Source organism: Nocardioides sp. SYSU D00038, assembly GCF_016924665.1.
Lineage (GTDB): Bacteria > Actinomycetota > Actinomycetes > Propionibacteriales > Nocardioidaceae > Nocardioides.
This window is the reverse complement of the sequence record NZ_JAFFJT010000023.1, coordinates 176,293-199,201: the sequence shown is the minus strand read 5'-3', so window position 1 is coordinate 199,201 and position 22,909 is coordinate 176,293. Positions and strand designations below refer to the sequence as shown.

The 22,909-nt window shown below is 75.4% G+C and carries 21 protein-coding genes; 6 read left to right on the top strand and 15 right to left on the bottom strand.

Going from position 1 to position 22,909, the window contains the following annotated elements:
• The coding region (locus JT721_RS13620) for a PKD domain-containing protein (RefSeq protein ID WP_205473684.1) at window positions 1-2,158 on the bottom strand (2,158 nt) is incomplete at its 3' end.
• A 127-nt stretch (window positions 2,159-2,285) separates the two neighbouring features.
• Entirely contained in the window at window positions 2,286-2,789 is a 504-nt protein-coding gene (locus tag JT721_RS13615; protein ID WP_205473683.1) for a PadR family transcriptional regulator, read from the bottom strand.
• Between the two features lie 62 nt (window positions 2,790-2,851).
• Between JT721_RS13615 and JT721_RS13610 the strand changes: the two genes are divergently transcribed.
• From JT721_RS13610 to JT721_RS13600, 3 genes are read left to right on the top strand one after another with little or no spacing between them, the layout of a single operon-like run.
• Complete coding sequence (locus JT721_RS13610) at window positions 2,852-4,318, top strand: MFS transporter (protein WP_205473682.1); 1,467 nt, start codon at window positions 2,852-2,854, stop codon at window positions 4,316-4,318.
• Window positions 4,319-4,362: 44 nt separating this feature from the next.
• Window positions 4,363-4,512, top strand: coding sequence for a hypothetical protein (locus JT721_RS13605; RefSeq protein ID WP_205473681.1), 150 nt, complete (start codon window positions 4,363-4,365; stop codon window positions 4,510-4,512).
• Window positions 4,513-4,520: 8 nt separating this feature from the next.
• Window positions 4,521-5,309, top strand: a complete 789-nt coding sequence (locus JT721_RS13600) for a CPBP family intramembrane glutamic endopeptidase (protein ID WP_205473680.1) — start codon at window positions 4,521-4,523, stop codon at window positions 5,307-5,309.
• 37 nt (window positions 5,310-5,346) lie between these two features.
• On the opposite strand, the gene JT721_RS13595 is transcribed toward JT721_RS13600, so the two are convergent.
• The 3 genes from JT721_RS13595 to JT721_RS13585 are packed head-to-tail and all read right to left on the bottom strand — an operon-like array spanning window position 5,347 to window position 8,193.
• The gene (locus JT721_RS13595) at window positions 5,347-6,096 is read right to left on the bottom strand and encodes an ABC transporter permease (RefSeq protein WP_205473679.1); all 750 of its coding nucleotides are present in this window, start codon (window positions 6,094-6,096) and stop codon (window positions 5,347-5,349) included.
• A gap of 14 nt (window positions 6,097-6,110) precedes the next feature.
• Window positions 6,111-7,097: a hypothetical protein gene (locus JT721_RS13590; protein WP_205473678.1), complete on the bottom strand. Its 987-nt coding sequence runs from the start codon at window positions 7,095-7,097 to the stop codon at window positions 6,111-6,113.
• 46 nt (window positions 7,098-7,143) lie between these two features.
• Window positions 7,144-8,193, bottom strand: a complete 1,050-nt coding sequence (locus JT721_RS13585; RefSeq protein WP_205473677.1) for a hypothetical protein — start codon at window positions 8,191-8,193, stop codon at window positions 7,144-7,146.
• Window positions 8,194-8,467: 274 nt separating this feature from the next.
• Between JT721_RS13585 and JT721_RS13580 the strand changes: the two genes are divergently transcribed.
• Window positions 8,468-8,899: a hypothetical protein gene (locus tag JT721_RS13580; RefSeq protein ID WP_205473676.1), complete on the top strand. Its 432-nt coding sequence runs from the start codon at window positions 8,468-8,470 to the stop codon at window positions 8,897-8,899.
• 12 nt (window positions 8,900-8,911) lie between these two features.
• Here the strand turns inward: JT721_RS13580 and JT721_RS13575 are convergent, their stop codons facing one another.
• From JT721_RS13575 to JT721_RS13555, 5 genes are read right to left on the bottom strand one after another with little or no spacing between them, the layout of a single operon-like run.
• The gene (locus tag JT721_RS13575) at window positions 8,912-9,952 is read right to left on the bottom strand and encodes an NAD(P)/FAD-dependent oxidoreductase (protein WP_205473675.1); all 1,041 of its coding nucleotides are present in this window, start codon (window positions 9,950-9,952) and stop codon (window positions 8,912-8,914) included.
• Window positions 9,949-10,473: an isoprenylcysteine carboxyl methyltransferase family protein gene (locus JT721_RS13570; protein WP_205473674.1), complete on the bottom strand. Its 525-nt coding sequence runs from the start codon at window positions 10,471-10,473 to the stop codon at window positions 9,949-9,951. The genes JT721_RS13575 and JT721_RS13570 overlap by 4 nt, the downstream gene beginning before the upstream one ends.
• Window positions 10,470-11,543, bottom strand: coding sequence for a type III polyketide synthase (locus JT721_RS13565; RefSeq protein WP_205473673.1), 1,074 nt, complete (start codon window positions 11,541-11,543; stop codon window positions 10,470-10,472). Before JT721_RS13565 ends, JT721_RS13570 begins: the two co-directional genes overlap by 4 nt.
• Before the next feature lie 2 nt (window positions 11,544-11,545).
• Window positions 11,546-12,781: a geranylgeranyl reductase family protein gene (locus JT721_RS13560; protein WP_205473672.1), complete on the bottom strand. Its 1,236-nt coding sequence runs from the start codon at window positions 12,779-12,781 to the stop codon at window positions 11,546-11,548.
• On the bottom strand, window positions 12,781-13,605 hold the full coding sequence (locus tag JT721_RS13555; protein WP_205473671.1) for a UbiA family prenyltransferase: 825 nt from the start codon (window positions 13,603-13,605) through the stop codon (window positions 12,781-12,783). Before JT721_RS13555 ends, JT721_RS13560 begins: the two co-directional genes overlap by 1 nt.
• Window positions 13,606-13,701: 96 nt before the next feature.
• Between JT721_RS13555 and idi the strand changes: the two genes are divergently transcribed.
• Together idi and JT721_RS13545 are read left to right on the top strand one after the other, a co-directional pair.
• Window positions 13,702-14,259 (top strand): isopentenyl-diphosphate Delta-isomerase, encoded by a 558-nt coding sequence (gene idi / locus JT721_RS13550; RefSeq protein WP_205473670.1) that lies wholly within the window; start codon window positions 13,702-13,704, stop codon window positions 14,257-14,259.
• 249 nt (window positions 14,260-14,508) lie between these two features.
• The gene (locus tag JT721_RS13545) at window positions 14,509-17,085 is read left to right on the top strand and encodes a 5'-nucleotidase C-terminal domain-containing protein (RefSeq protein WP_205473669.1); all 2,577 of its coding nucleotides are present in this window, start codon (window positions 14,509-14,511) and stop codon (window positions 17,083-17,085) included.
• A 71-nt stretch (window positions 17,086-17,156) separates the two neighbouring features.
• On the opposite strand, the gene JT721_RS13540 is transcribed toward JT721_RS13545, so the two are convergent.
• From JT721_RS13540 to JT721_RS13520, 5 genes are read right to left on the bottom strand one after another with little or no spacing between them, the layout of a single operon-like run.
• Complete coding sequence (locus JT721_RS13540) at window positions 17,157-18,023, bottom strand: MOSC N-terminal beta barrel domain-containing protein (protein ID WP_307828046.1); 867 nt, start codon at window positions 18,021-18,023, stop codon at window positions 17,157-17,159.
• 60 nt (window positions 18,024-18,083) lie between these two features.
• Window positions 18,084-18,695 (bottom strand): dihydrofolate reductase family protein, encoded by a 612-nt coding sequence (locus JT721_RS13535; protein ID WP_205473668.1) that lies wholly within the window; start codon window positions 18,693-18,695, stop codon window positions 18,084-18,086.
• Complete coding sequence (locus JT721_RS13530) at window positions 18,692-19,411, bottom strand: response regulator transcription factor (RefSeq protein ID WP_205473667.1); 720 nt, start codon at window positions 19,409-19,411, stop codon at window positions 18,692-18,694. The genes JT721_RS13535 and JT721_RS13530 overlap by 4 nt, the downstream gene beginning before the upstream one ends.
• The gene (locus JT721_RS13525; protein WP_205473666.1) at window positions 19,408-20,646 is read right to left on the bottom strand and encodes a sensor histidine kinase; all 1,239 of its coding nucleotides are present in this window, start codon (window positions 20,644-20,646) and stop codon (window positions 19,408-19,410) included. The genes JT721_RS13530 and JT721_RS13525 overlap by 4 nt, the downstream gene beginning before the upstream one ends.
• Before the next feature lie 9 nt (window positions 20,647-20,655).
• Window positions 20,656-22,842 (bottom strand): MMPL family transporter, encoded by a 2,187-nt coding sequence (locus tag JT721_RS13520; protein ID WP_307828045.1) that lies wholly within the window; start codon window positions 22,840-22,842, stop codon window positions 20,656-20,658.
• Between the last annotated feature and the right edge of the window lie 67 nt (window positions 22,843-22,909).

Genomic DNA, 22,909 nt, shown 5'->3' with positions numbered 1-22,909 from the left:
TGGTGGTGGTGCCGTCGCCGAGGTCCCAGGTGTAGGTGAGGTCGGTGGTGGTGGGGGCGAGGTCGACGCAGCCGATGCGTTGGGCGGGGTTGTCGGGGTCGTGGATGACGATGGAGACGGCGTCGGGTCCGGCGCGGAGGGGTTGGGTGACCTCGATGGGGCCGGAGGCGCCGGTGGCGGTGCTGGTGAAGGGCAGCCAGAGCTCGTTGTCGGGGCCGAAGGGTTGGGTGGTGTCGAAGCGGAAGTGGGCGCCGCCGTTGAGCTGGGTGCAGGGCTTCTCGTGGACGTGGACCTGGTGGGCGGCGTTGGGCTTGAGGCCGGTGACGTCGAGGGCGGCGAGGGTGTGGTCGCGGCGGCGGACGAGGTGGCCGGTGCCGGTGAGCTGGGGGTAGGTGGTGGTGCCGTCGGCGAACGGGGTGAACCGGCCGCGGGTGGTGACGGCAGCGGAGAACGCGACGTCCAGCGGCGCTCGGCCCGCGGCCGGCGTGGCGGTCGCCGCCACCTCAGGAAGCCCGCCCACGACCACGGTGACGGTGTCGGTCACGCTCGCGCCGTGCCCGTGCTGGCCGTGCCCGAAGCCGTTGGTGACGGTGAGGGTGGCGGTGTAGGTGCCGGGGTGGGGGTAGGTGTGGTGGGGGTCGGGGCCGGTGGTGGTGGTGCCGTCGCCGAGGTCCCAGGTGTAGGTGAGGTCGGTGGTGGTGGGGGCGAGGTCGACGCAGCCGATGCGTTGGGCGGGGTTGTCGGGGTCGTGGATGACGATGGAGACGGCGTCGGGTCCGGCGCGGAGGGGTTGGGTGACCTCGATGGGGCCGGAGGCGCCGGTGGCGGTGCTGGTGAAGGGCAGCCAGAGCTCGTTGTCGGGGCCGAAGGGTTGGGTGGTGTCGAAGCGGAAGTGGGCGCCGCCGTTGAGCTGGGTGCAGGGCTTCTCGTGGACGTGGACCTGGTGGGCGGCGTTGGGCTTGAGGCCGGTGACGTCGAGGGCGGCGAGGGTGTGGTCGCGGCGGCGGACGAGGTGGCCGGTGCCGGTGAGCTGGGGGTAGGTGGTGGTGCCGTCGGCGAACGGGGTGAACCGGCCGCGGGTGGTGACGGCAGCGGAGAAGGCGACGTCGAGGGGTGCCTGCCCGGTCGATGGGGTCGCGGTCGCCTCGACCTCCGGCAGCGCCGGCACGTCGCCGACCACGACCTCCACGCTGGCGGTGCCGCTGAGCCCGTCGTCGTCGGTGACGGTCAGCGTCGCGGTGTAGCGCCCCTCGGCGGTGTAGGTCCACTCCGCGTCGGGGGTGTCGGCCGTGTCGGCGTCGGTCCCGGGCACGCCGAAGTCCCAGGAGTGGTCGAGCTCGCCGCCTTGTGCGTCGTGCGCCTCGCCGGTGAACGCGACGGTGAGCGGCGCCGTGCCCGACGTCGGGGACGCCGACGCCGTGACCAGCGGCGAGCCGTCGGGAGGAGTCACGGTGACCTGGAAGGTGCGCTCGAGCACGCCACCGCGGCCGTCGTTGGCGCGGAACGTCGCCAGGTAGGCGCCCGGGACCGTGTAGGTGTGATCGGCGTGCAGCGCCGGGGTGCGGTCGGAGTCGTCGTCGGCGACGCCGTAGTCCCACAGGTAGGTCAGCTCGTCGCCGTCCGGATCGGCTGCGTCGCCCATGAAGTGCACCGCGAGGGGCGCCGGTCCTGAGAGCGGGTGCACCCCCGGGTTGCCGGTCGGGGACCGGTTCTCCGCCCCAGGCTCCTCGACGACGATGCTCCCGCGCATCAGGGTGCCGTGGATCGAGCACAGGTAGTCGTAGACGCCGGGCTCGGTGAAGGTGCGCCGGATCGGGTCCCCCTCCGGCTCGCGGTACTCCTGCAGGGGATCGGCCCAGGTCGTGGACGTGTCCTGCGAGGTCAGGTCGTGGTTGATCTCGGCCCGGTCGAACTGCCACTCCACGGTGTCGCCGACCTCGATGGTCACCACCTGGGTGCCGGTGTCGACCGACTCCCAGCGGCTGCCCAGCGAGTCGTCGATCGCGTCGACCACCCAGGTGCGCGGCTCGGCGGCGGCGGCGGTGGGGTCCGCCTGCGCCGCACCCAGCGGCGTCCCGGCCGCGACGAGCAGGGCTACGACCGCCGTCGCCCAGGATCGCCGGGCGGAACGGGAGAAGCGGCTGGCGGGCTGCGACATGGGAAAGCGGACCCTTACCGATTAGGCGACGGGTCGAACCCCGTTCGCACTCTTGAACCTGTGATCGCCGTCACTGTACCGGGGCCGCCCTCTGGCGACCACTGCCCGTCCCGGGTCGGGACCTGGCTCAGGTGCGGTCGAGCTGCTCGGCGAGCCAGGCCGAGATCACCTCGTTGACCCGGATGCCGAGGTCGACCTGGGCCGCGAACGGGTCGTCGCGACCGGCCTCCTCGATCTGGTCGCGGATCGCCACCAGGATGGCGGACTGCTGCTCGACGTGCGCGAGGTCGCGGGCCAGCACGCTGCGCCGGTCCTGGCTCGGGAGCAGGGGGGTGAGGAACAGGCGCAGCCCGCTCTCGTTGCGCTGGGACCGGTCGGGCTCGTCCTCCACCAGCCAGCGACGCAGCTCGTCACGACCGGCGTCGGTCAGCCCGTAGGTCTTCGACCCGCGCGGCCCACGCTCCACCACCTCGACCAGCCCCGCACCCTCGAGCTTGCCCAGCTCGGGGTAGATCTGGCTGTGGCTGGCCGGCCAGGTGGTGGCGAGCGAGACGTCGAAGGTGCGGGTCAGGTCGTAGCCCGTCGACGGCTGCCTGGCCAGCAGGCCCAGGATCGCGTGGCGCAGGGACATGCGCTCATCGTAGCCAACGTGTAGAAATTGACATGTCGGATTCGACATGTCATTTTCGACGCATGAACCTGTACGACGTCTCCGGCCGCCGCCGCACCCTGCTGTGGGCGGCGCTGCTCTCCGGCCTCCTCATGGCCATGCTCGACCAGACCATCGTCGGGACCGCCCTGCCCGAGATCGTGGCCGAGCTCGGCGGTCCGCGCTGGTACGTGTGGACCTTCACCGCCTACCTGGTGCCCGCCACCGTGCTGATCCCGGTGGCGGCCCGGATCTCCGACCGGTGGGGGCGGCGCGACGTGCTGCTCGCCGGGATGGTCCTGTTCGTCGCGGGCTCGACGACCTGCGCGCTGGCGCCGTCGATGGTGCAGCTGGTCGCGGGCCGCGCGGTGCAGGGCGCGGGTGCGGCAGCGCTCGAGGCGTTGACGTTCCTGCTGCTGACCGAGCTCAACCGGGGCCGCAGCAGCGCCGCGGCGCAGGGCGCCCTGGCTGCGGTGATGGCGGTCAGCTTCGTCCTGGGACCGCTGCTCGGCGGGCTGCTGACCGACCACGTCGGATGGCGCTGGGCGTTCTGGGTCAACGTCCCGGTCGGCCTGGCCGCCCTGGTCGTGGTGCGCGCGGTGCTGCCCGCCGAGGTGGGCCGCACCGAGGGCAGGGAGACGCCGGTCGACGTCCTGGGGATCACCGTCCTGGTGCTGGCGATCGGCGTGCTGCTGGTCGGCCTGGGCTGGCACCGCGACGTCGGCACGTGGACCGATCCGCGCACCGGCGGCCTGGTGGTGCTCGGGCTCGGGGGTCTGGCCGGGTTCCTGGCCGTCGAACGGCGCGCCGCCGCGCCGGTGATCCCGCCGGGTCTGCTGACCGGACCGGTCACGGGGCGGCTGCTGCTGGCGGGCAGCACCGCCAGCCTCGGGCTCTACGCCGGCGTGCTGCTGCTGCCGCGCTGGTACCAGGAGTTCGAGGGGCTCGGCGCGACCTCGGCCGGCGTCCGGATGTACCCGCTGCTCCTGGGGCTGCTGGCCGCCGTCGTCCTCGGCGCCGCCCTGGTGGTGCGCACCGGCGCACCTCGGCGCGTCCTGCTCCCGGCCAGCGCGGCGACGCTGGGGGGAGCCGCTGGCTTCGCGACCCTGGGGCCCGGCAGCCCAGGCTGGTGGCCGCTGGTACTGATGCTGGTGCTGGGGCTGGGCCTCGGGCCGGCGCTCTCCGGCGTCCAGGTGGTGCTCGGCCGCACCGTGTCGCCGGTCCACCTCGCTGCGGCGATGGGCACGCTGCTGCTCGCCCGCCAGGTCGTGGGCGCCCTCGCACTGGCCGGCTCCGAGGCCGCCTTCCTCGCCGGGCTCGACGCCGGCGCCCCTGCGGCCCGGGCGACGGGGCACGCCGTCGCGCTCGTGGCGGGGCTCGGCGCGGTGCTCGCGGCCGCGGCGCTGATCACCCTGCCGCGGTCGGCACGCCGGCTGCCGGCGGCGCCCGTCGCGCCAGAGCCGCTCGAACCCGGTCGCACCCGCGACCTGACCTCCGGTCCCGTCGTCTGACCTACGCAAGTTCCGCAGAACCTCGCTCGAACAAGGAGAACGCCGTGTCCGACCATGCCCTCGCCGCCGTCCTGCTCACCGTGGCCGCGGTCGCCGTGCTCGCGCTGTGCCTCGTCGGCACGCTGGCAGCCGCCGGCGTGCGGCTGCCAGCTGGGCCCCGACCGTCCACAGCCCGCGACGGGGTGCCGTCGTGAGTGGCGTCATGACCACCCGGCCGGCGGCGCGCCGGGAGGGCCGGCTCGCTCGGTGGGGCACCATGCCGGCGTTCGTCGGGCTGACCCTGCTGCTGAGCTGGTCGCCCTTGCTGGTCGCGGACGGCACGCTGCTGCCGCACGGGCCGATGCTCGCTGCGCTGGCGGTGCTGTGGGTCCTGGCGGGCCGGGCTGCCGCTGGAACCCTCCTCCGTCGACTCGTCGCCTGGCGGGTGGGTCTGCGCTGGTGGATCTGCGCGCCCGGCCTGGTGGTCGTCGCGCACGCGCTCGCCCTGGCCGCGGCGACGGCGGCGGGGGTGGTGGAGGTCCGTCCCGAAGCCCTCACCTGGACGGTGGTCGCCGCGACCGTGCTGCCGCTGGTGCTGCTCGGTGGTCAGTGGGAGGAGCCAGGCTGGCTCGCCCTCCTGCTGGACCGGCTGCAGGGCCACCGGGGCTGGTCACCCTGGCTGGTGCTGACCTTGGCCTCGATCGTCAGGGTGGCGTGGCACCTGCCGCTGGCGGTGGAGGGCGTCATCCCGTGGTTCGACCTCCTGCTCGGGGTCGTGGCCCTCCAGGTGCTGCTCACCTGGCTCTACAACGTCACCGGCGGCAGCCTGCTCCTGCCGATGGTGTGCCACCTGACCTCCAACTCGGCGATGGCGCTGGTCCGAGAGACCTTGGGCGAGGGCGAGGACCACGCCTACTGGGCCGTCTACACGGCGGCCGTGGTCCTCGTGGCGCTGTGCCTCCTCGTCGCGACGCGCGGTCGGCTCGGTCTGCGGCGCTCGTCGGACCGCTGAGGTACGACGTGCGGGGACTGGGGCCGATGGACTCCGGCTAGTCGCCGGCGGTCGCGACGACGAAGGGGGAGCGGCCCAGCAGGCGCGTGACGACGACGCCGGTGATCGTCATGCAGAGCGCGATGCCGGCCAGCACGACCAGCTGGAACTGCGCGGCCTCGGCCGGGCTGGCGCCGCCGAAGAGCGCGCCCACGAAGGCGCCGGGCAGGGTGACCAGTCCGGTCGAGCGGGTCTGGTCCAGGGTGGGCAGCAGGGCCTCGCGCACCGCCTCCTGCCCGATCTCGAGGTGCGCCCGACCGGGCGTGGCGCCCAGCGACAGCCAGGCCTCGACCTCGTCGCGGCGCTGGCCGGCGCCGCGCAGGAAGCTGCGGCCGGCCAGGGTCGCCGCGGTCATCGCAGCACCGATCACGATGCCTGAGACCGCGACGAGGTAGCGGACGTCGGGATCGACCAGCCGGAGCGCGAAGACTGCGGCGAGGGCGACCGTCGCCCCGCAGAGCACCCCGGCGACCGCGATCCGGCGGCCGTGCCAGAGCCGCCCGAGCCGCCCCGCGGCGGTCCACGACGCCGTCGACGCCATCAGGACGAGGAACGCGACCACCGTCGCGGGGACGGTGAGGATGCCGCGCAGCAGCAGGGCGACCACGGTGAGCTGCACCGCGGCTCGGCCGAGCGCGACGAACGGCGCCGCGCCCAGCCCCACCCCGGCCCACCGGGCGATCCCCGTGGTGGCGGCGGTCAGCACGAGCAGGCCGGCCACGAACCACACCAGCTCGGCCGACGACACGACCGGACGCTACTTCACCCGAGGCCGTCCCGGGAGGTGCCGGGGCCCGGGCCGCCGGCCCAGTGCATGCCGAGCTCGAAGCGGGACGCGACGCCGTAGTGGTCCATGGCCTCCGCGATCCGCCGGCGCACGGTCCGCACGCCCTGCCCGAGGATGGCGGCGACCTGCTCGTCGGAGCGCCCCTGGGCGAGGAGCCGGAGCACCGGCTCCCACCCGGGTCCGTCGGGCGGCCACGGCGAGGCGGCCGCCCACCAGCGCCGGAAGATCCAGTGCACCGGCTCGACGAGCGCCTCGTCGTAGACCAGCACGAACCCGTCCGAGGCCGGCGCCGGCCACCTCAGCGGGACGCCCGCCATCACGCCCGAGTCGACGTAGAGCCACGACGGCACCGTCGAGGCGACCCGGACGTCGACCCCGATGCCGATCAGGGCGTCGGCGGCGTCGCGGTTGGCCTTCTCGGTCATCTGGTCGGCGGGGAGCAGGAGGCGCAGCTGGTAGCCGCCCTCCTCGAACGCCGCCCGCATGCCGTCGAGGTTGGGCATGAACTGCTCGTGGATGTAGGCCATGTCGGCGAAGGCGTTGCCGGGTGCGACCGGCGGCCGCTCCCGGGTGACGGTGAACCAGCGCTCCATCGCCTTGTCGTTGCCCTCGACGACCTCGCCCCGCAGCGGATAGCTGTCGGTCGCCGCACCCATGCCCCATGCCCGGACCAGCGCGGGGAGCTGCTCCACCAGGTGGCCCAGCGACGCCAGCTGCTCGCGCTGCTTGGCCACGACGGCGGCGACGGCGCGGGCCACCGCCTCCTCCGGGGCCGCGGGGGTGAGGTCCTCGCCGGGCTCGAGGAAGCCGGCGTCGCGGAGGCTCCGCAGCCGCGCGGCCAGGTCGTCCCCCCGAGCGAGGTCGCGGATGTCGGCCAGCGACTCGGGCCGGGTGCGGAGGATCCGCAGGAGCACCTCGACGTCGGCGTCGCTCAGCCCACCGGGCGAGGGGTCTCGGTCCACCGCCCGATGCTAGCCACCGGGTCGGTGCCCGAGCAGCGACCCGCGCTCAGGAGGAGCAGGCGAGGTAGGTGCGAGCGACGTTCCTGACCTTTCCCTTCCTGGTCGTCACGGTGGCCCGCAGGGTCACCGGCCGGTCGTCGCGCAGGCCGCGCAGCACCGTGACCTTGCCGGGGCGCGGTCGCCGCACGGTCGCGGCCCGGCGCCCGTCGACGCGGTAGACCACCCGGGCCAGCTTCCTGGTCGGACCGCGCAACGAGGGCGAGACCGAGTCGGAGGTGCAGCCGCGCTCGGTCGGGAGGTCGACGAAGCGGCGGGCCGCGCCGGCGGCGGGTGCCGTGGCCGAGCCGGCCGGGGCGAACGACGCCGTGAGCCGACCGGTCGCCGAGGCGCTGGTCGGCCTGCCGATCGGGAGCGGGGTCTCGACCGGCAGGTGGAAGGTGGCGTCGAGCTCGTAGCTCCCGGCTCCGAAGAAGTGCGTGAACCGCTGCGTGGCCTCGAGGTCGGACACGTGGAAGCCGAGCTCCCCGCCCGTCGCCGAGGTGCTCGAGAGGCTGAGCTCGAGCACCAGGGCCCCGGGGACGACGGCCTCGAGCGTCAACCAGCCGGGCTCGGAGACCACCAGCTTCGTGCTCAGCTCCGAGGTGGCCAGCGCGTCCGCGGCGCAGGCGGAGCCGGGTCCCTGCGCGGCCTGCACCGAGGCGGAGAGGGTCGTGACGTGCACGAGCCGGCCCAGCGACCCCGCCACCTCGGTGGCCGAGGTCCGGGCGCTGGCGGCCGCGGCCACGGAGGTGACGTCGGCCGGGTCGGCGCTGTCGGTGATCACCCCCTGGGCCGAGACCGAGCGGCTGCCGGGCGCGGCGCTCGACACCACGGCACCGCCGTGAGCCTCGAGCCCGGAGGTCAGGGCGCAGGTGGCCGGACCGTCGTCGTCGAAGTCGGCGTGCACCTCCAGGTAGCCGTCGACCAGGGGCGCGGCGGAGGCCGGGGCGGCGACGGCGAGCACCGAGCCGGCCGCGAGCGCACCGACGGCCGTCAGGACGGTGGTCCGGTGGGAGCGGGTCGATGGGTGCGGGGGCGTGCTGCGGAGGCGGCTCATGGGTCCTCTGGATCTGGGTCGGGGCTCTGCTCGGGGTCGGGGGCGGCACCCGTGACCGGGGCGGCAGGAGGATGGTGGCGCTCCGGCGGCCGGGTCCGCCACGGGAGTCGCTGCCGCGGCAGAGCCTTGCCACGGCGGGGGCAGGCAACGTCGTGCCACGGCAACGAGTGACGTGGACACGGCACCAGCCGGGCTCCCAGGGTGGGAGGCGCAACCGAGGCTCGCGTCCGCCAGGACGCCGGAGCCCGACCCGGACCGAAGAGAGACGACCACCATGCACCACCACCGCCCGAGCTCCGCCCGCCTCGCCACCGCGCTGGCGGTCGCCGCCCTGCTCGCCCCGGCGCTCGCCACGTCCTCCGCCGCTGCGGCGCCCCGTCCGGCTGTGGCCCCGCCGTCCGCCGCCGGCGAGCCGGTCGCGGCCGCGCCGGTCCTCGACCGGGGGCGGCCCAGGAACAAGCCGGCGGTCACCCGCGAGGAGTACCGCCGGGTGCGGCGTGGCATGTCGATCGCCCGGGTGCACAAGGTCTTCGGCACCGCCGGCAAGCGCACCGGGCTGATCGCCGCCGACCCGGCCGCCGGACAGCCGGCCCAGCAGAGCCGGGAGTACCGGGTGCAGGGGTCGAAGTGGGGCTTCGTCACCGTCTACTACGTGCAGGGGTCGGGCTCGTGGGTCGTCACCCGCAAGGCGGCCTACTGGGGCTGAGACCGACCGCGCTCAGGCACCGACGGGACGGGCCAGAGCGTTGACCGCGCCCCGGAACAGGGGTGGCAGGGCGCGGGCCGCCGGCACCAGCCCGCGCCGCACGACCGGTCGCCGGGTGCCGAGCAGCAGCGCGGTGGTCAGCCAGCGGTAGCGGCGGGTGAGCCGCACCCAGTCGTGCTCGTAGCGCCCGGGGTCGCCGTCGACCACGGCCGCGACCGCCGCCCGGGCCTGGGCGAAGGCCAGGGCCAGCCCCTCGCCGGTGAGCGCGTCGACGTAGCCGGCCGCGTCGCCGACGAGCAGCACCCGGCCGGCGACCCGCCGACGGGCACCCTGGCGCAGCGGCCCGGCGCCGCGCACCGTGCCGCCCGGCTCGGCGCCGGCCAGCCGGGCGCGGAGCGCGGGGAAGTGGTCGAGCCAGGCGTCGTGGCGTCCGGTGGTCGCCGACAGCACCGCGACGCCGACCAGGTCCTCTGCGACCGGCGTGACGTAGGCCTCCACGTCACGGGCCCAGTGGACCTCGACGTACGACGACCACGGGCGCACCCGGTAGTGGCGACGCTGGCCGAAGCGCGACGGCCCGCGCACGGTCACGTCGAGGCCGAGCCGGCGGCGCACGGGGGAGTGCAGGCCGTCCGCGGCGACCAGGTGCCCGGCGCGGACGCCGTCGACGACGACGCCGTCGTCGTCCTGGTGCACCTCGTGCACCGACCGCTGCTCGATCCGGGCCCCGGCGGCGAGGGCGGCGTCGTGGAGGGCGGCGTGCAGGGTGGTGCGGCGGATGCCCCGGCCGGGGCCGCGCGCGAAGTCGGCGGTGGCCTCGGTGTGCGCGGACAGGTAGCGGATCCCGTCGAAGGGGTGGCCCGCGGGGTCGACGCCCAGCTCGAGGAGCTCGCCGAGCGCGCCCGGCATCAAGCCCTCGCCGCAGGCCTTGTCGACCGCGCCCGGCCGTGGTTCCCACACCTCCACCGCCATCCCGGCGCGCGCCGCGTGCAGCGCCGTGACCAGCCCGGCCGGGCCGCCACCGGCGACCAGAAGGTCGGGACGAGGGCTCATCCGGCCGCCACCGCCCGGAGGGCCTGCTCCTCGGTGCGGATCCGCACCCGGAGCAGGAACGCGTTGGCCACCGTGAAGGCCACCGCGGTCGCCCAGGCGGTGTGCACCAGGGGCAGCGCGGCGCCCTCGACGACGACGACCACGTAGTTGGGGTGGCTCAGCCACCGGTAGGGCCCGCGCCCGACGAGTGGCAGTCCCGGCACCACCACGACCCGGGTGTTCCACTGCCGGCCCAGCACCCGGATGCACCACCACCGCACCAGCTGGCTTAGCACCACCAGGCCGAGCGCCACCCAGCCGAGCACCGGCACGAACGGCCGGTCGGCGGCCCAGACCTCGACCAGGCAGCCGGCCAGCAGTCCGGCGTGGATCACGGTCATCACCGGGTAGTGGCCACGGCCGGTCTCGACCCCGCCCCGGGCCAGGGCCCACGCGGTGTGGCGGCGCGAGACCACCAGCTCGGCCAGCCGCTCGACCGCGACCGCCGCGACCAGCAGCGTGAACAGGACCTCGCTGCTCATGCGGGCGCCCGCAGCAGCACCAGCTCGGAGCAGAAGCCCGGCCCCATCGCCAGCATCAGACCGTACGACCCGGGCCGGGGCGGCCGGTCGGCGAGCGTGTCGGCCAGCACGTTGAGCACCGAGGCCGAGGAGAGGTTGCCGATGCGGCGCAGCGAGTCCCAGGTCATGCCGAGCGCGTCGCGGTCGACGCCGAGCGCGTCCTGGAGCGCCTCGAGCACCTTGGGCCCGCCCGGGTGGGCGACGTACCACTCCACGTCGTCGGCGGTGAGGCCCTGGTCGGCGAGGAACTGCCGGACGTCGTCGCCGACGTAGCGGCGCACCACGTCTGGCACCGCGGCGTCGAGCACGATCTTCAGCCCGCCCGCCCCCACGTCCCAGCCCATGGTGCGCTCGGAGTCGGGGTAGAGGCGGCTGCGGGTCGCCACCACCTCCGGCTGCGGCGGCTGGGTGGCGAGCCGCTCGGCCCGGGCGGCGCCGACCGCGACCACCGCGGCGGCGCCGTCGCCGAAGAGTCCGCTGGCCACCAGGTTGGGCACCGTGGCGTCGTCGCGCTGCAGGGTCAGCGAGCACAGCTCGACGCTCATCAGCACCGCGACCGCGTCGGGGTGGCCCACGAGGTAGTCGTGCAGGCGGGCGACTCCGGCCGCGCCGGCGACGCAGCCCAGCCCCACGATCGGCACGCGGACGACGTCCTGGCGCATCCCGATCAGCGAGGCGACCCGCGCGTCGAGGGAGGGCACGGCGAGCCCGGTCACGGTGGCGGACACGATGAGGTCGACGTCGTCGGGCGCCAGGTCGGCCGCCTTGAGCGCGTCGACGACGGCGCGGGCCCCGAGCTCGACGCCGGCCGCGATGAACGCGTCGTTGGAGGCGCCGAAGTCCGTCAGCCCGGCGTAGTCCTCGAGCGGCAGCGCGGTGTGCCGGGTCTCGACGCCGGCGTTGGCGTGGAACCGCTCGACCACCGGCCGGGAGACGTCGACGCGCAGCATCTGCTCGACGAACGCGGCCGTGATCTCCTCCTGGCGGTAGCGGTGGTCGGGCAGCGCGCCCCGGACGCTCAGGATCCTCATGGTCAGCTCCTCCGGTCGTGGTGGTGGTCGGGGTGGGGGTGCGCCGCGCGCGCCGGGTCGGGCGGTCGGCGGACGACCAGGGCTCGCGCCAGACCGCCCAGGACGGCCGGGGTCAGTCGGCCGCGGGCGAGCCCGAGCTCGACGAGGTCGTCGAAGACCCGCTGGTCTCGCTGCGAGGCGCGCAGCCCCGCGTCGAGCACCACCGGGCGGCGACTCAGTAGCGCCGCCGCGGCGGTGTGGCGCAGGTGGGGGAGCAGGGCGGGCGCGGTCGCCCGGCCGTAGTGGCCGCCGGCCGCCCGCGGGTCGCCCTCGGCGATGGCCCGGGCCGCCGCCCGGCCGGCCGCGACGCCGGTGAGCACGGCGTAGTAGATGCCCTCGCCGGTCATCGGGTTCACCAGCCCGGCCGCGTCGCCGACGAGCAGCACCCGCCCGGCGCCGGGGCGCCACCGCGGGCCGGACAGCGGGAGCAGGTGGCCGCGCCAGTCGGTGCCGCCGGCGGACGCGCCCGGCAGCAGCTCCTCGAGCTGCTCGAGCAGCCGCGGCCGCGACGGGGCGGGGCGGCCCCGGTGCAGGGTCTCGCCGTAGCCGACGTTGCTCAGGCCGTCACCGCGGTCGAAGGACCAGGCGTACGACGGCTGCCGGTCGGTGCCGAACCGGATCACCTGGAGCCCGGCGTGGCCCGGGAGCGTGGGGGCGTAGCCGCGCAGCGCCAGCGCGTGCCGGGGACGGCCCGCGCCCAGGCTGCGGCGCACGACCGACCCCGCGCCGTCGGCGCCGACCAGCACCTCGGCGCCCAGCCGCCCGTCGACCACGGTGGGTCCCCGACCGCGGCGGAGGCCGCGCACCCGGTGGCGACGCACCTCGGCCCCCGCCGCACGGGCCGCGTCGACCAGCCGGGCGTCGAGCACCCGGCGGGGCACGACGTACGACGGCCGGGTCATCTCGCGGTCGACCGCCAGCCCGCCGCGGGCGAGCTGGAGGCGGCGCACCGCCCGGTGGTCGTCGAGGAGGCCGGTGACGCCGACCTCGGCCAGCACGTCGAGCACGTGCGGGGCGATGCCGTCGCCGCAGGGTTTGTCGCGCGGGAAGTCGGAGCGGTCGAGCAGCAGCACCCGGAGCCGGGGGTCCGCGTGCAGCGCCCCCAGCGCGGTGGCGGCGCCGGCCGGTCCGGCGCCGACGACCACGACGTCCCAGTCCTCGGTGCAGACCTCGGTGCCGTCCTCGGCGGGTCGCGGCATCAGCCGGCCCCGACCAGGAGCACGACGTCGAGCAGCGCCACCGCCATCGCGGCGCGGAACGGCGTGCGCCCCGACCCCACCAGGGCGACGGCCGCCAGGACGGCGACCACCACGAGGGCGACCCAGCACCAGCCGGGAGGGGACCCCTCCGGACCGAGCGCCGCGAGCAGCGACGCGGCGCCGAGCAGCACGGTCGCCAGCCGTCGGGCGGCGGTCTCGCCGAGCAGGTGGGGGAGGCCGCGGACGCCCGTGCGCGCGTCGTCGGCGAGGTCGGGCACGGCGTTGACCAGGTGGGCACCGACCCCGAGCGTCGCACCGGCCGCCGCCGCCCACCAGGGCGCGACCTGTCCCGACGGGCCGGCCAGCCACACCACCGACGGCAGCAGTCCGAAAGCGACGGCGTAGGGCAGCCACGAGACCAGGGTGGCCTTGAGGCCGAGGTTGTAGGCGTGGGCGGCCCCCAGGCAGCCGGCGTGCACCAGGGCGCTGCGCCAGCCGAGCGCCAGCGACGCGACCACGCACACCGCCGCGGCGACCGCCACCCCTGCGCGCACCAGCCCGGCCGGCACCGCGCCGGTGGCGATCGGCTTGTCGGAGCGGCCGACCGTGCGGTCGCGGGCGACGTCGACGAGGTCGTTGACCCAGCCCACCGTGAGCTGCCCGGCGAGGACGGCGAGCCCGACCAGCGCGGCCGTGCCGGTGCCGCGGTCGGCCGGCCCCGCGAGCAGGATGGCGACCGCCGTGACGGCCACCGCCGGCCCGGGATGGCTCGCGGCCACCAACCCGGTCGCCACCTGGCGGCGACCGACGACCTGCAACGTCACGCGAGACCCCCTCGTCCGGATGGCCGCCCGGTGCCCCCTCGCCGTCGCGGCAGACCGCCGGAGGGTTGGTGAGGGCCTCGGCGGGATACTTGCCCGGTGAGCCAGCGCGAGGAGGACGACGTGACGGTGACCGAGGACCTCGTGGTGCTGGTCGACGACGACGGCACGCCGCAGGGCACCGCGCCGCGGGCCGAGGTGCACGGCAGCGACACCCCGCTGCACCTGGCCTTCTCCTGCCACGTCCTCGACGGCCAGGGGCGGCTGCTGATGACCCGCCGGGCGCTGAGCAAGCGCACCTGGCCGGGGGTGTGGACCAACAGCTACTGCGGTCACCCCCGTCCCGGCGAGGACCTCGAGGCCGCGCTGCACCGCTACGCCGACCACGAGCTGGGGATCACGGTCCGCGACCTGCGCCCGGTGCTGCCCGACTTCCGCTACCGGGCGATCGACGACGCCGGCGTGGTGGAGAACGAGCTGTGCCCGGTCTACGTCGCCCGCACCGACGACGAGCCCCGACCGCGCGCCGACGAGGTCGCCCAGCACGTGTGGGCCGACCCGCGCGACGTGCTCACCGCGGTCGCCGCGGCGCCGTGGTCGCTGAGCCCGTGGTTCGTCGAGCAGGTGCGGGCCCTGCCGGCCGGTGCCTGGACCTGACCAGCGCCTCGCTGGTTCACGTACTTGAACCTGCTGTCGTACTTGTTCACGAACATGGACGGAGTTCTTGACTCTGTGTGACCGGCGCCATACGTTCGGTCCGCCAGACGCGTCGCCGTACCGGCCGCTCCGGCACCCGCACCGAGCCCAGGAGCCCCGTTGAACGAGTCGCGCAGGTCTGCCCGTCCCCGCCCCCCACACCTGCGCCGGAGGGCGACCCGCCTGGTCGCGCTGGTCGCGAGCCTGGCCGTGTCGGGGACGGTGCTCGGGGCCACCACCGCGGCCCCGGCGTCCGCCGCGGGCGAGGACGTCATCGCCTGGGTGGAGGTCGAGGACGGCGTCATCAGCGGCGGGCCGGCGCTGAACTCCGGCGACCACGGCAACTTCTCCGGCACCGGCTCCTACACGTTCCGCGAGACCGGGATGACGTCGACGATGACCGTCAACGCGCCCGAGGCCGGGGTCTACCCGGTCTACGTGCGCTACGCCGCCGGCCCGCTGGGCGCCGGTGAGAACGTCACCCGTTCGATGGGCCTGGTCGTCAACGGCGACCGCCAGCAGATGAGCCTGCCGATGACCAGCTTTGAGGACTGGGAAACCTGGCGGTTCACCGAGGAGTACGTGAGCCTCGACCAGGGCGCCAACACCATCGCGATCTCCTGCGACCGCAGCATCGACTTCTGCCGCCTCAACTTCGACGCCATCCAGGTCGGCGGCTCGCTCGCCGACGACACCTGCCTCGCCGCGGCGATCCTGCCCCCGGCGGGCTGGACCAGCCTGTTCGACGGCACGTTCGCGACCTTCGACGGCTGGCGCAAGGCGGGCAGCGGCGGCTTCGGTCGCCGGGTCGACTGCTCGATCCGCGGCTTCCGGGGCCAGGGCGCCACCTGGTTCACCACGCAGCAGACCGCGCCGTACACCCTCGAGGTCGACTGGCGGCGCGCCGGCAACAACGACCACTCGGGGGTCTACGTCGGGTCCAGCAGCCGCAGCGGCACCCCGGGCGACGGCTACCGCATCCCGATCGGCGCCGACACCGGCGCCATCGTGACCATGGGAGGAGCCACCAAGAGCGCGGACGCCGCCAAGGTCGCGGCGGTGGTCAAGCCGCTCGGCCAGTGGAACACCTACACGATCCAGGTCACCGCGACCCAGGTCTGGGTGCGCCTCAACGGCGTGCTGGTCAACTCCCTCGACCGGGCCGGCGCCGCGCCGGCGAACGGCTTCGTCGGGCTCGAGAACCGCTCCGGTGCCCCCGCGGTCGACTTCCGCAGCGTGCGGCTGCGGCCCGGGGTCGACCTCGGGCGGCTCGCGGCGCCGTTCACCCGGGCCACCCTCGCCGGCGGGGCCACGGTCAACCCCGGTGGCGAGTCCACGCTCGGGAACCTGGTGGCCGAGGCGCAGCGCCGGGCCACCGCGACGCCCGCGCAGATCTCGTTCGTCCACCCGGGCGCGCTGGGCGCCGACCTGCGCGGCACCCCCGGCGGCTACCCCGCGACCCTGACCCACGCGCAGGCCGCGCCGGTGCTCCCCTCGGCCGACACGCTCGTGACGATGAAGCTCACCGGGGCCCAGGTGCGCACCGTGCTGGAGCAGCAGTGGCAGCGCACCGCCGGCGGCACCGTGCCCGCCGTCGCCTTCCAGCGGCTCGGCACGTCGGCCGGGTTCACCTACACCTACGACCCGACCGGGCCGGAGGGCTCGCGGGTGCAGCAGATCTGGCTCGACGGCACGCCGCTCGTGCCGACCGCCTCCTACTCCGTCACCGTGCCGAAGACGCTGGCCGACGGCGGGGTCAACTTCCGGATCTTCAGCCAGGGCACCGACCGCCAGGACACCGGCCGCACCGGCCTGGCCGCGCTGGCCGACCTCGTGCAGACGGCGACCGACGGCGGCGAGCCGCTGGCGGTCGACCCCCGCCAGCACTCGGTCGGCGTCGCGTTCCCCGGCGGCGCGCCCGCGTCGTACGCCGCGGGCGACGAGCTCGCGCTCGACCTGTCGTCGCTCGCCTTCTCGGGCGAGTCCGACCCGCGGGACACCTCGGTGGCGGTGACGCTCGACGGCGAGCCGCTCGGCGAGTTCGACGTCGACAACACCGTCGACGCCCAGGCGACCGACGAGACCGGCCGGGCGCAGGTCCGCACCACCGTCCCTGCAGGCACGCCGCCCGGTGCCGCGACCGTGCGGATCGTGGGCGACGTCACCGGCACCACGGTCGAGGTGCCCATCGTCGTCGCCGGCGACTCGACCACCTCGCTCACCGTGGCTCCCGGCACCGTGACCGTGCGGCGCGACAAGGCCACGGTCTCGGTCTCGGTCGCCGCTGCCGGTGGCCCGCCGACCGGCCAGGTCGAGCTGCTGGTCGGCGCCGACAAGGTCGCCACGCTCACGCTCGTCGACGGCAGGGCCACCGGGACCGTGGGCCCGTTCCCGACCGTGGGCAACCGCACCGTCACCGCCCGCTACCTCGGCAGCGCCACCGCGCTGCCCAGCCAGAGCGGGCCCGCGACCGTGGTGGTCCGGAAGGTCGCGCCCACCGTCACCGCCAAGGTCCAGCCCCGCAAGGTCGTGGCCAAGAAGACCGCGGCGAAGGTGGTGGTCTCGGTGCGCGCCACCGGCGTCACGCCGAGCGGCCGGGTCACCGTCAGGATCGGCGCCAAGACCTACGCCGGCACGCTGCGCAGCGGCGCGGTGACGATCAGGCTGGCGAAGTTCAAGAAGCCCGGCACCGTGCGCGCCACGATCAGCTACCTGGGCGACGCGCTCTCCGAGCGGGCCTCGACCACCGCGCGGATCAAGGTCGCGAAGGCCAAGAAGAAGCGGTAGCCCCTCGCCGGCTCGCGGGACGTCGTCCCGCGGGCCCGCGGGGCACGCGGACCGCTCCCGGCGCTGGGCGGTCAGCGGGCCGGTCGCACCGGCCCGCCGCCCGGCGGCACCGCCTCGAGCACCTCGAGCGGGTCGCCCACCCGGAGCGTGGCCCCCGGGGTGTCGGGCACGAGGTTGACGCCGAACCAGGTGGCGCCGTCCCAGCGCCGGACGCGCGCCAGCGAGGCGATCGGCTCCTTCTCGCGCACGGCCGTGTCGGGGTCGATCGTGGTCATCACGCAGCGGTCGCAGCCCTTGACGGCCCGGAAGACGGCGTCGCCGATCCGGATCCGCCGCCAGTCGTCCTCGGCCCACGGCTCTGCGCCCGACACCACGACGTTGGGCCGGAACCGGGCCATCGGCAGCGGCTCCCGCTCCGGCGACCTCGCCCGCACGACGGCGTCGAGCGCGGCCAGCGACTCCTCGGTCGCGAGCAGCAGGGGATAGCCGTCGGCGAAGGAGACCCGGTCGTGTGGCCCGCTGAAGTCGGGGTTGGTGGGCCGACGGGTCGGGTCGTCGAGGTGCACGAGGCGCACGGCCGCCCCGACCGCCTCGCCGAACCAGGCGCCCACCTCGGGCCCGGTGGCGGCCGCCGTCAGCTCCGAGCGCCAGACCCGCACCGGGACCTGCTCGGCGGGTCCCGGCATCGGCACGTCGAGCGCGGGCACGCCGGGGGCGGTGAGCCGGAGCCCCGTCGCGGTGAGCTCGGGGTGCACGAGCACCAGCCGGTTCAGGGTCCGCGCGGTGACGACCACCCCGTCGTCGTCGACGAGCATCCAGCGCCGGTCGCCCGCCAGGCCCCACGGCTCGACCACGGCCGACTCCAGGGACTCGCCCCGGCAGGACTTGACCGGGAACCGGTGGATCGAGGTGAGGCGGGCGGACGGCGGGATCGGCACGGGCACCAGTGTGATGGCTGCGTGGCCGGCCGGCCCAGCAGTCCGCGTGTCTCGGACCGCTCAGCGCACCACGCGGTAGTGGACGTGGGTGGCCAGGGGGGAGTGCTCCGCGGCGAGGACCTCCAGCCCGTTCGCCATGGTGGTCGGGTCGAAGATCCGCTCGCCCGTGCCCAGCAGCACCGGGGCGATCTCGAGCCGCAGCTCGTCGAGCTCCCCGGCCGCGAGGGCCTGGCGCACGACCGAGGCGCCGCCCGCGACCAGCACGTCGCCGTTCCCCACCGAGCGGGCCCGGGCCAGGGCGGCGTCGAACCCGTCGGTCACGAAGTGGAACGTCGTGCCTCCGGCCATCTCGATCGGCTCGTGCTCGTGGTGGGTGAGCACGAAGACCGGGGCGTGGTACGGCGGCTCCTCGCCCCACCAGCCGCGCCACTCGCCGTCGTAGGACGACCACGGGCCGCGCACCGGCCCGAACATGTTGCGACCCATCACGTAGGCGTCGCGAGGCCGGGCCAGGTGCTCCCGCCACCTCTCGTCGACCTCGGTGCGCTCGTCGGCGAACATCCAGCCGTGCATGGCCTCGCCACCGAGACCGAGCGGCTGGTCGAGGGTCTGGTCGGGCCCGGCGAGGAAGCCGTCGAGGGAGATGGTGAGCTGGGCGGTGGTGAGCGTCATGGCAGGTCCGACCCGGGCACCGCGTTCGACTCATCGGTGCGTCCGTCGTCAGGCGTCGCCCGGACCAGGCCGGTGCGGTAGGCGATCACCACGAGCTGGGCCCGGTCGCGGGCGTGCAGCTTGGTCATCGCGCGCTGCACGTGGGCGCGGACGGTGAACGGGCTGAGGAACGTCCGCTCGGCGATCTCGTGGTTGGACAGGCCGGTGGCGACCATCGCGACCATCTCGCGCTCGCGGGGGGTCAGCACCTCGAGCTGCTCGGGACGGTGGGGCAGGGCGTCCGCCGGGGTCGCCAGGAAGCGGGCCACCACCGATCGGGTGGCGGTGGGCGAGAGGAGGGTGTCGCCGGCGGCGACGGTCCGCACGGCGTGGCGCAGGTCCTCGGCGCCGACGCCCTTGCCGATGAAGCCGCTCGCCCCGGCCCGGAGCGCCTGCGCGACGTGCTCGTCGGTCTCGTAGGTGGTGAGCACCAGGATCCGGGTGTCCCGGAGGTCGGGGTCGGCGCAGATCTCGGCGGTGGCGGTGAGCCCGTCGACGTCGGGCATCCGGATGTCCATGACCACCACGTCGGGCCGCAGCTCGCGGGTGAGCCGCACCGCCTCGGCGCCGTCGCCGGCCTCGCCGACGACCGTCAGGTCGGCGGCGGTGTCGAGCAGTGTCCCGAAGGCCTCGCGCAGCAGCGCCTGGTCGTCGGCCAGCAGCACCCGCACGGTCACGAGCCGTCGCCCCCCTCGGGGTCGTACGCCGCCGCACCGGCCCGGGCGGGAGGCAGGGGCAGCTGGGTGGAGACCAGGAAGCCGCCCTCGGGCCGACGGCCCGCCGAGAGCTCCCCGCCGACCGCGGCGGCGCGCTCGCGCATGCCGATCAGGCCGTAGCCGGGCGAGCGGTCGGCCGGGGATGGGCCCGGTGCGACCCGGGCGCCGTCACCGTCGTCGGCGACCGTGATGACGAGGCGGTCGCGGTGCCAGACCAGCCCGACCCGGGCGGTGCGGTCGCCGGCGTGCTTGGTCACGTTGGTCAGCGCCTCCTGGATGATGCGGTAGGCCGTGAGGTCGACCCCCGGGGGCAGCGGCCGGGCGGGACCCTCCTGGTGCACCGACACCACCAGGCCGGCTCGCTCGAACGACTCCAGCAGCGTCGGCAGCCGCGACAGTCCCGGTGCCGGCTCAGCGGACGCGGCGGCGTCGCCGGTCTGGCGCAACAGCCCGACGGTTGCTCGCAGGTCGTCGAGCGCGTCGGCGGTGGTCTCGACCAGCTGCTCGAGGCTTCGGCGGGTCTGGTCGGGACGGGAGTCGAGGACGTGTGCCGCGACCGTGGCCTGGGCGTTGGCCAGCGTGATCTGGTGGGCCACCAGGTCGTGCAGCTCGCGCGCGATCCGCACCCGCTCCTCGGCGACCCGCTGCCGAGCCTCGCTGTCGCGGCTCCGCTCGGCACGCAGCGCCCGCTCCTCGACCGCGGCGAGGTACGCCCGCCGGTTCTGGGTCGAGTGCCCCAGGACGCCGGCCACGAGCGGGAACGCCGCCACCACGCCCAGGCGGCTCACGTCCGGCCACGACAGGCTCTCCACCAGCAACGTGAAGACCACCAGCACTCCCGCGGAGGCGAGCAGCGCCACGGTCGCCGTGCGCCGCTCGGCGCGCAGGCCCACCGTGTGGGCCGCGACCACGGCCGGGGCGATGATGAGGGGGGTGAGCAGCAGGTCGAGCGGCGCGACCAGCAGGCCGCACGCGGTGGTGGCCGCCAGCGCGAGGAGAGGTGCTCGGTGGCGGGCCGGGAGGGGCAGGCACGAGAGGGCCGCGACGAGGTAGGCCGCCGGCGCTGGTGGCGCCAGCGTGTCGTCGACCTGCACCACCCCGCCGAGCAGGCACAGCGCGAACGTGGTCGCCACGACGGCTCCCTCCCGCCACCGCGAGGGAGGCGACGGCGGGAGGAAGGCGGTCGGGTCGGTCATGCCGGTTCGTCAGCCGACCGGGTGTCGCGGTGCGGTGGGGTCGGGCCGGTCGGCGGGGGCCGGGCCGGGGACGGGCCTGCGCAGGGCCTCGCCCTCGACGTCCACGGCCGGCAGCACGCGGCTCAGGATACGCGGCAGCCACCACGCCCGGTGGCCGAGCAGCGCCAGCACCGCGGGCGCGATCGCCATCCGCACCACGAAGGCGTCGAAGGCCACCGCGAACGCCAGCCCGACGCCCATCGTCTGGATCGTGGGGCTGTGGATGCCGATGAACCCGGCGAAGACGCTGACCATGATGATCGCGGCGGCCGCGACCACCCGCCCGCTGTGCCGGAAGCCGTGCACCAGCGCCTCGTCCGGCGTCGCCCCGTGCACGTGCGCCTCGCGCACCCGGGTGAAGAGGAAGACCTCGTAGTCCATCGCGAGGCCGAAGACGATCCCGATGATCAGGATCGGCATCAGCGACATCACCGGCCCGGTCTGCTCGATGCCGATCAGGTCCGCGCCCCAGCCCCACTGGAAGACCGCGACCAGGACGCCGAACGCCGCCCCCACCGACAGCAGGAACCCCAGCGCCGCCTTGACCGGCACCAGCACCGAGCGGAACACCACCATGAGGAGCAGCACCGCGAGCCCGATCACCACGCCGAGGTAGGGGAGCAGCGCGTCGGCCATGGCGCCGGAGATGTCGATGTTCAGGGCGGTGGTGCCCGTCACCAGCACCTGGGCGCCGGTGTCGGCCTCGACCCCCGCGACCGCGTCGCGGATGTCGTGCACGAGGTCCTTGGTCTCGCTGCTGCTCGGCGCGGTGCTCGGGACGGCGGTGAGCAGCGCGGTGTCGCCGCTCTCGTCGAGCACGGGTCCGGTGACCGACGCGACGCCCTCGAGCCCGCGCAGGGTCTCCGCGACCGAGTCGGTCGTCGCGGGGCCGTCGCCGGACCCCGCGGTGTCGACCACGACGGTCAGGGGACCGTTGAAGCCCGGGCCGAAGCCGTCGGCGAGCAGGTCGTAGGCCCGTCGCTGAGTGGTCTCCACCGGCTTGGACTCGTCGCCCGGCAGCCCGAGCTCGAGCGCGAACGCCGGCGCGGCCACGACACCCAGGCCGAGCCCGGCGGCCAGCAGCACGGCCACCGGGCGGCGCAGCACGAACCGCGCCCAGCGGGTGGCGAGACCGGGCCGCTCGGCCCGGGGCGCGGCGTCCGCGCCGGCTACGTCCTCCGTCCCCGACCTGCGTGCCCTGCGCGACAGCACCCGGCGTCCGAAGGCGCCGAGCAGCGCCGGCACCAGCGTCAGCGCGACGAGCACCGCCAGCGCCACGGCGCCGGCGCCGGCCAGCCCCATCTTGGTGAGCTCGGGGATGCCGACCACCGCGAGCCCGGCGAGGGCGATGACCACCGTGGCGCCGGCGAAGACCACGGCCGACCCCGCGGTGCCGACCGCCAGCCCGGCGGCCTCCTCGGGCGAGCTGCCCCGAGCCCGCTCGTCCCGGAACCGGGAGGTGACGAACAGGCCGTAGTCGATGCCGACGGCCAGCCCCAGCATCAGCGCCAGGATCGACACGGTGTCGGTCAGGCCGAGCGGGCCGGCCAGCGCGGAGACCGTGCCGAGCGTGATGACGACGCCCGAGAACGCGGTCAGCAGCGAGAGGCCGGCCGCCACGAGCGAGCCGAGCGTCACGACCAGCACCACGCCCGCGACGGCGACGCCGACCAGCTCCGTGGTGCCCCCCAGCGCCACCTCCGCGTCGAGGGCCGAGCCGCCGATCTCGACGACGAGCCCGGCGTCCCGGGCCCGGTCCGCGGCGTCCTCGAGGTCGCTGCGGGTGGGCTCGGTCAGGTCGACGGCGTCCGCGGTGTAGGCGATCGTGGAGTAGGCGATCGTGCCGTCGTCGCTGACCGCTCCCTCCTCGTAGGGATCGGTCACCGAGGCGACCTGGTCGCTGCCGTCGAGGGAGCCGAGGGTCTCCTCGATGGTCGCGCGGTGCTCGCCGGCCGTCACCCGCTGACCGTCGGGAGCCTGGAACACCAGCCGCGCCTCGGCGCCCTGCGAGCCGCCCTGCGGGAACCGCTCGTCGAGGAGGTCGAACGCCTCCTGCGACTCCGTGCCGGGCATGGACAGGTCCTCCTCGTCGGCGGACGGCGCCGTCGCGGCGGCCACCGCGCCGAGCACCACCGCCACCAGCCAGAGACCCGCCACGAGCCGCCGTCGTCGGAAGGCCCACCGTCCGAGCCGGTAGAGAACTGTCGCCACTGTCGATCACTCC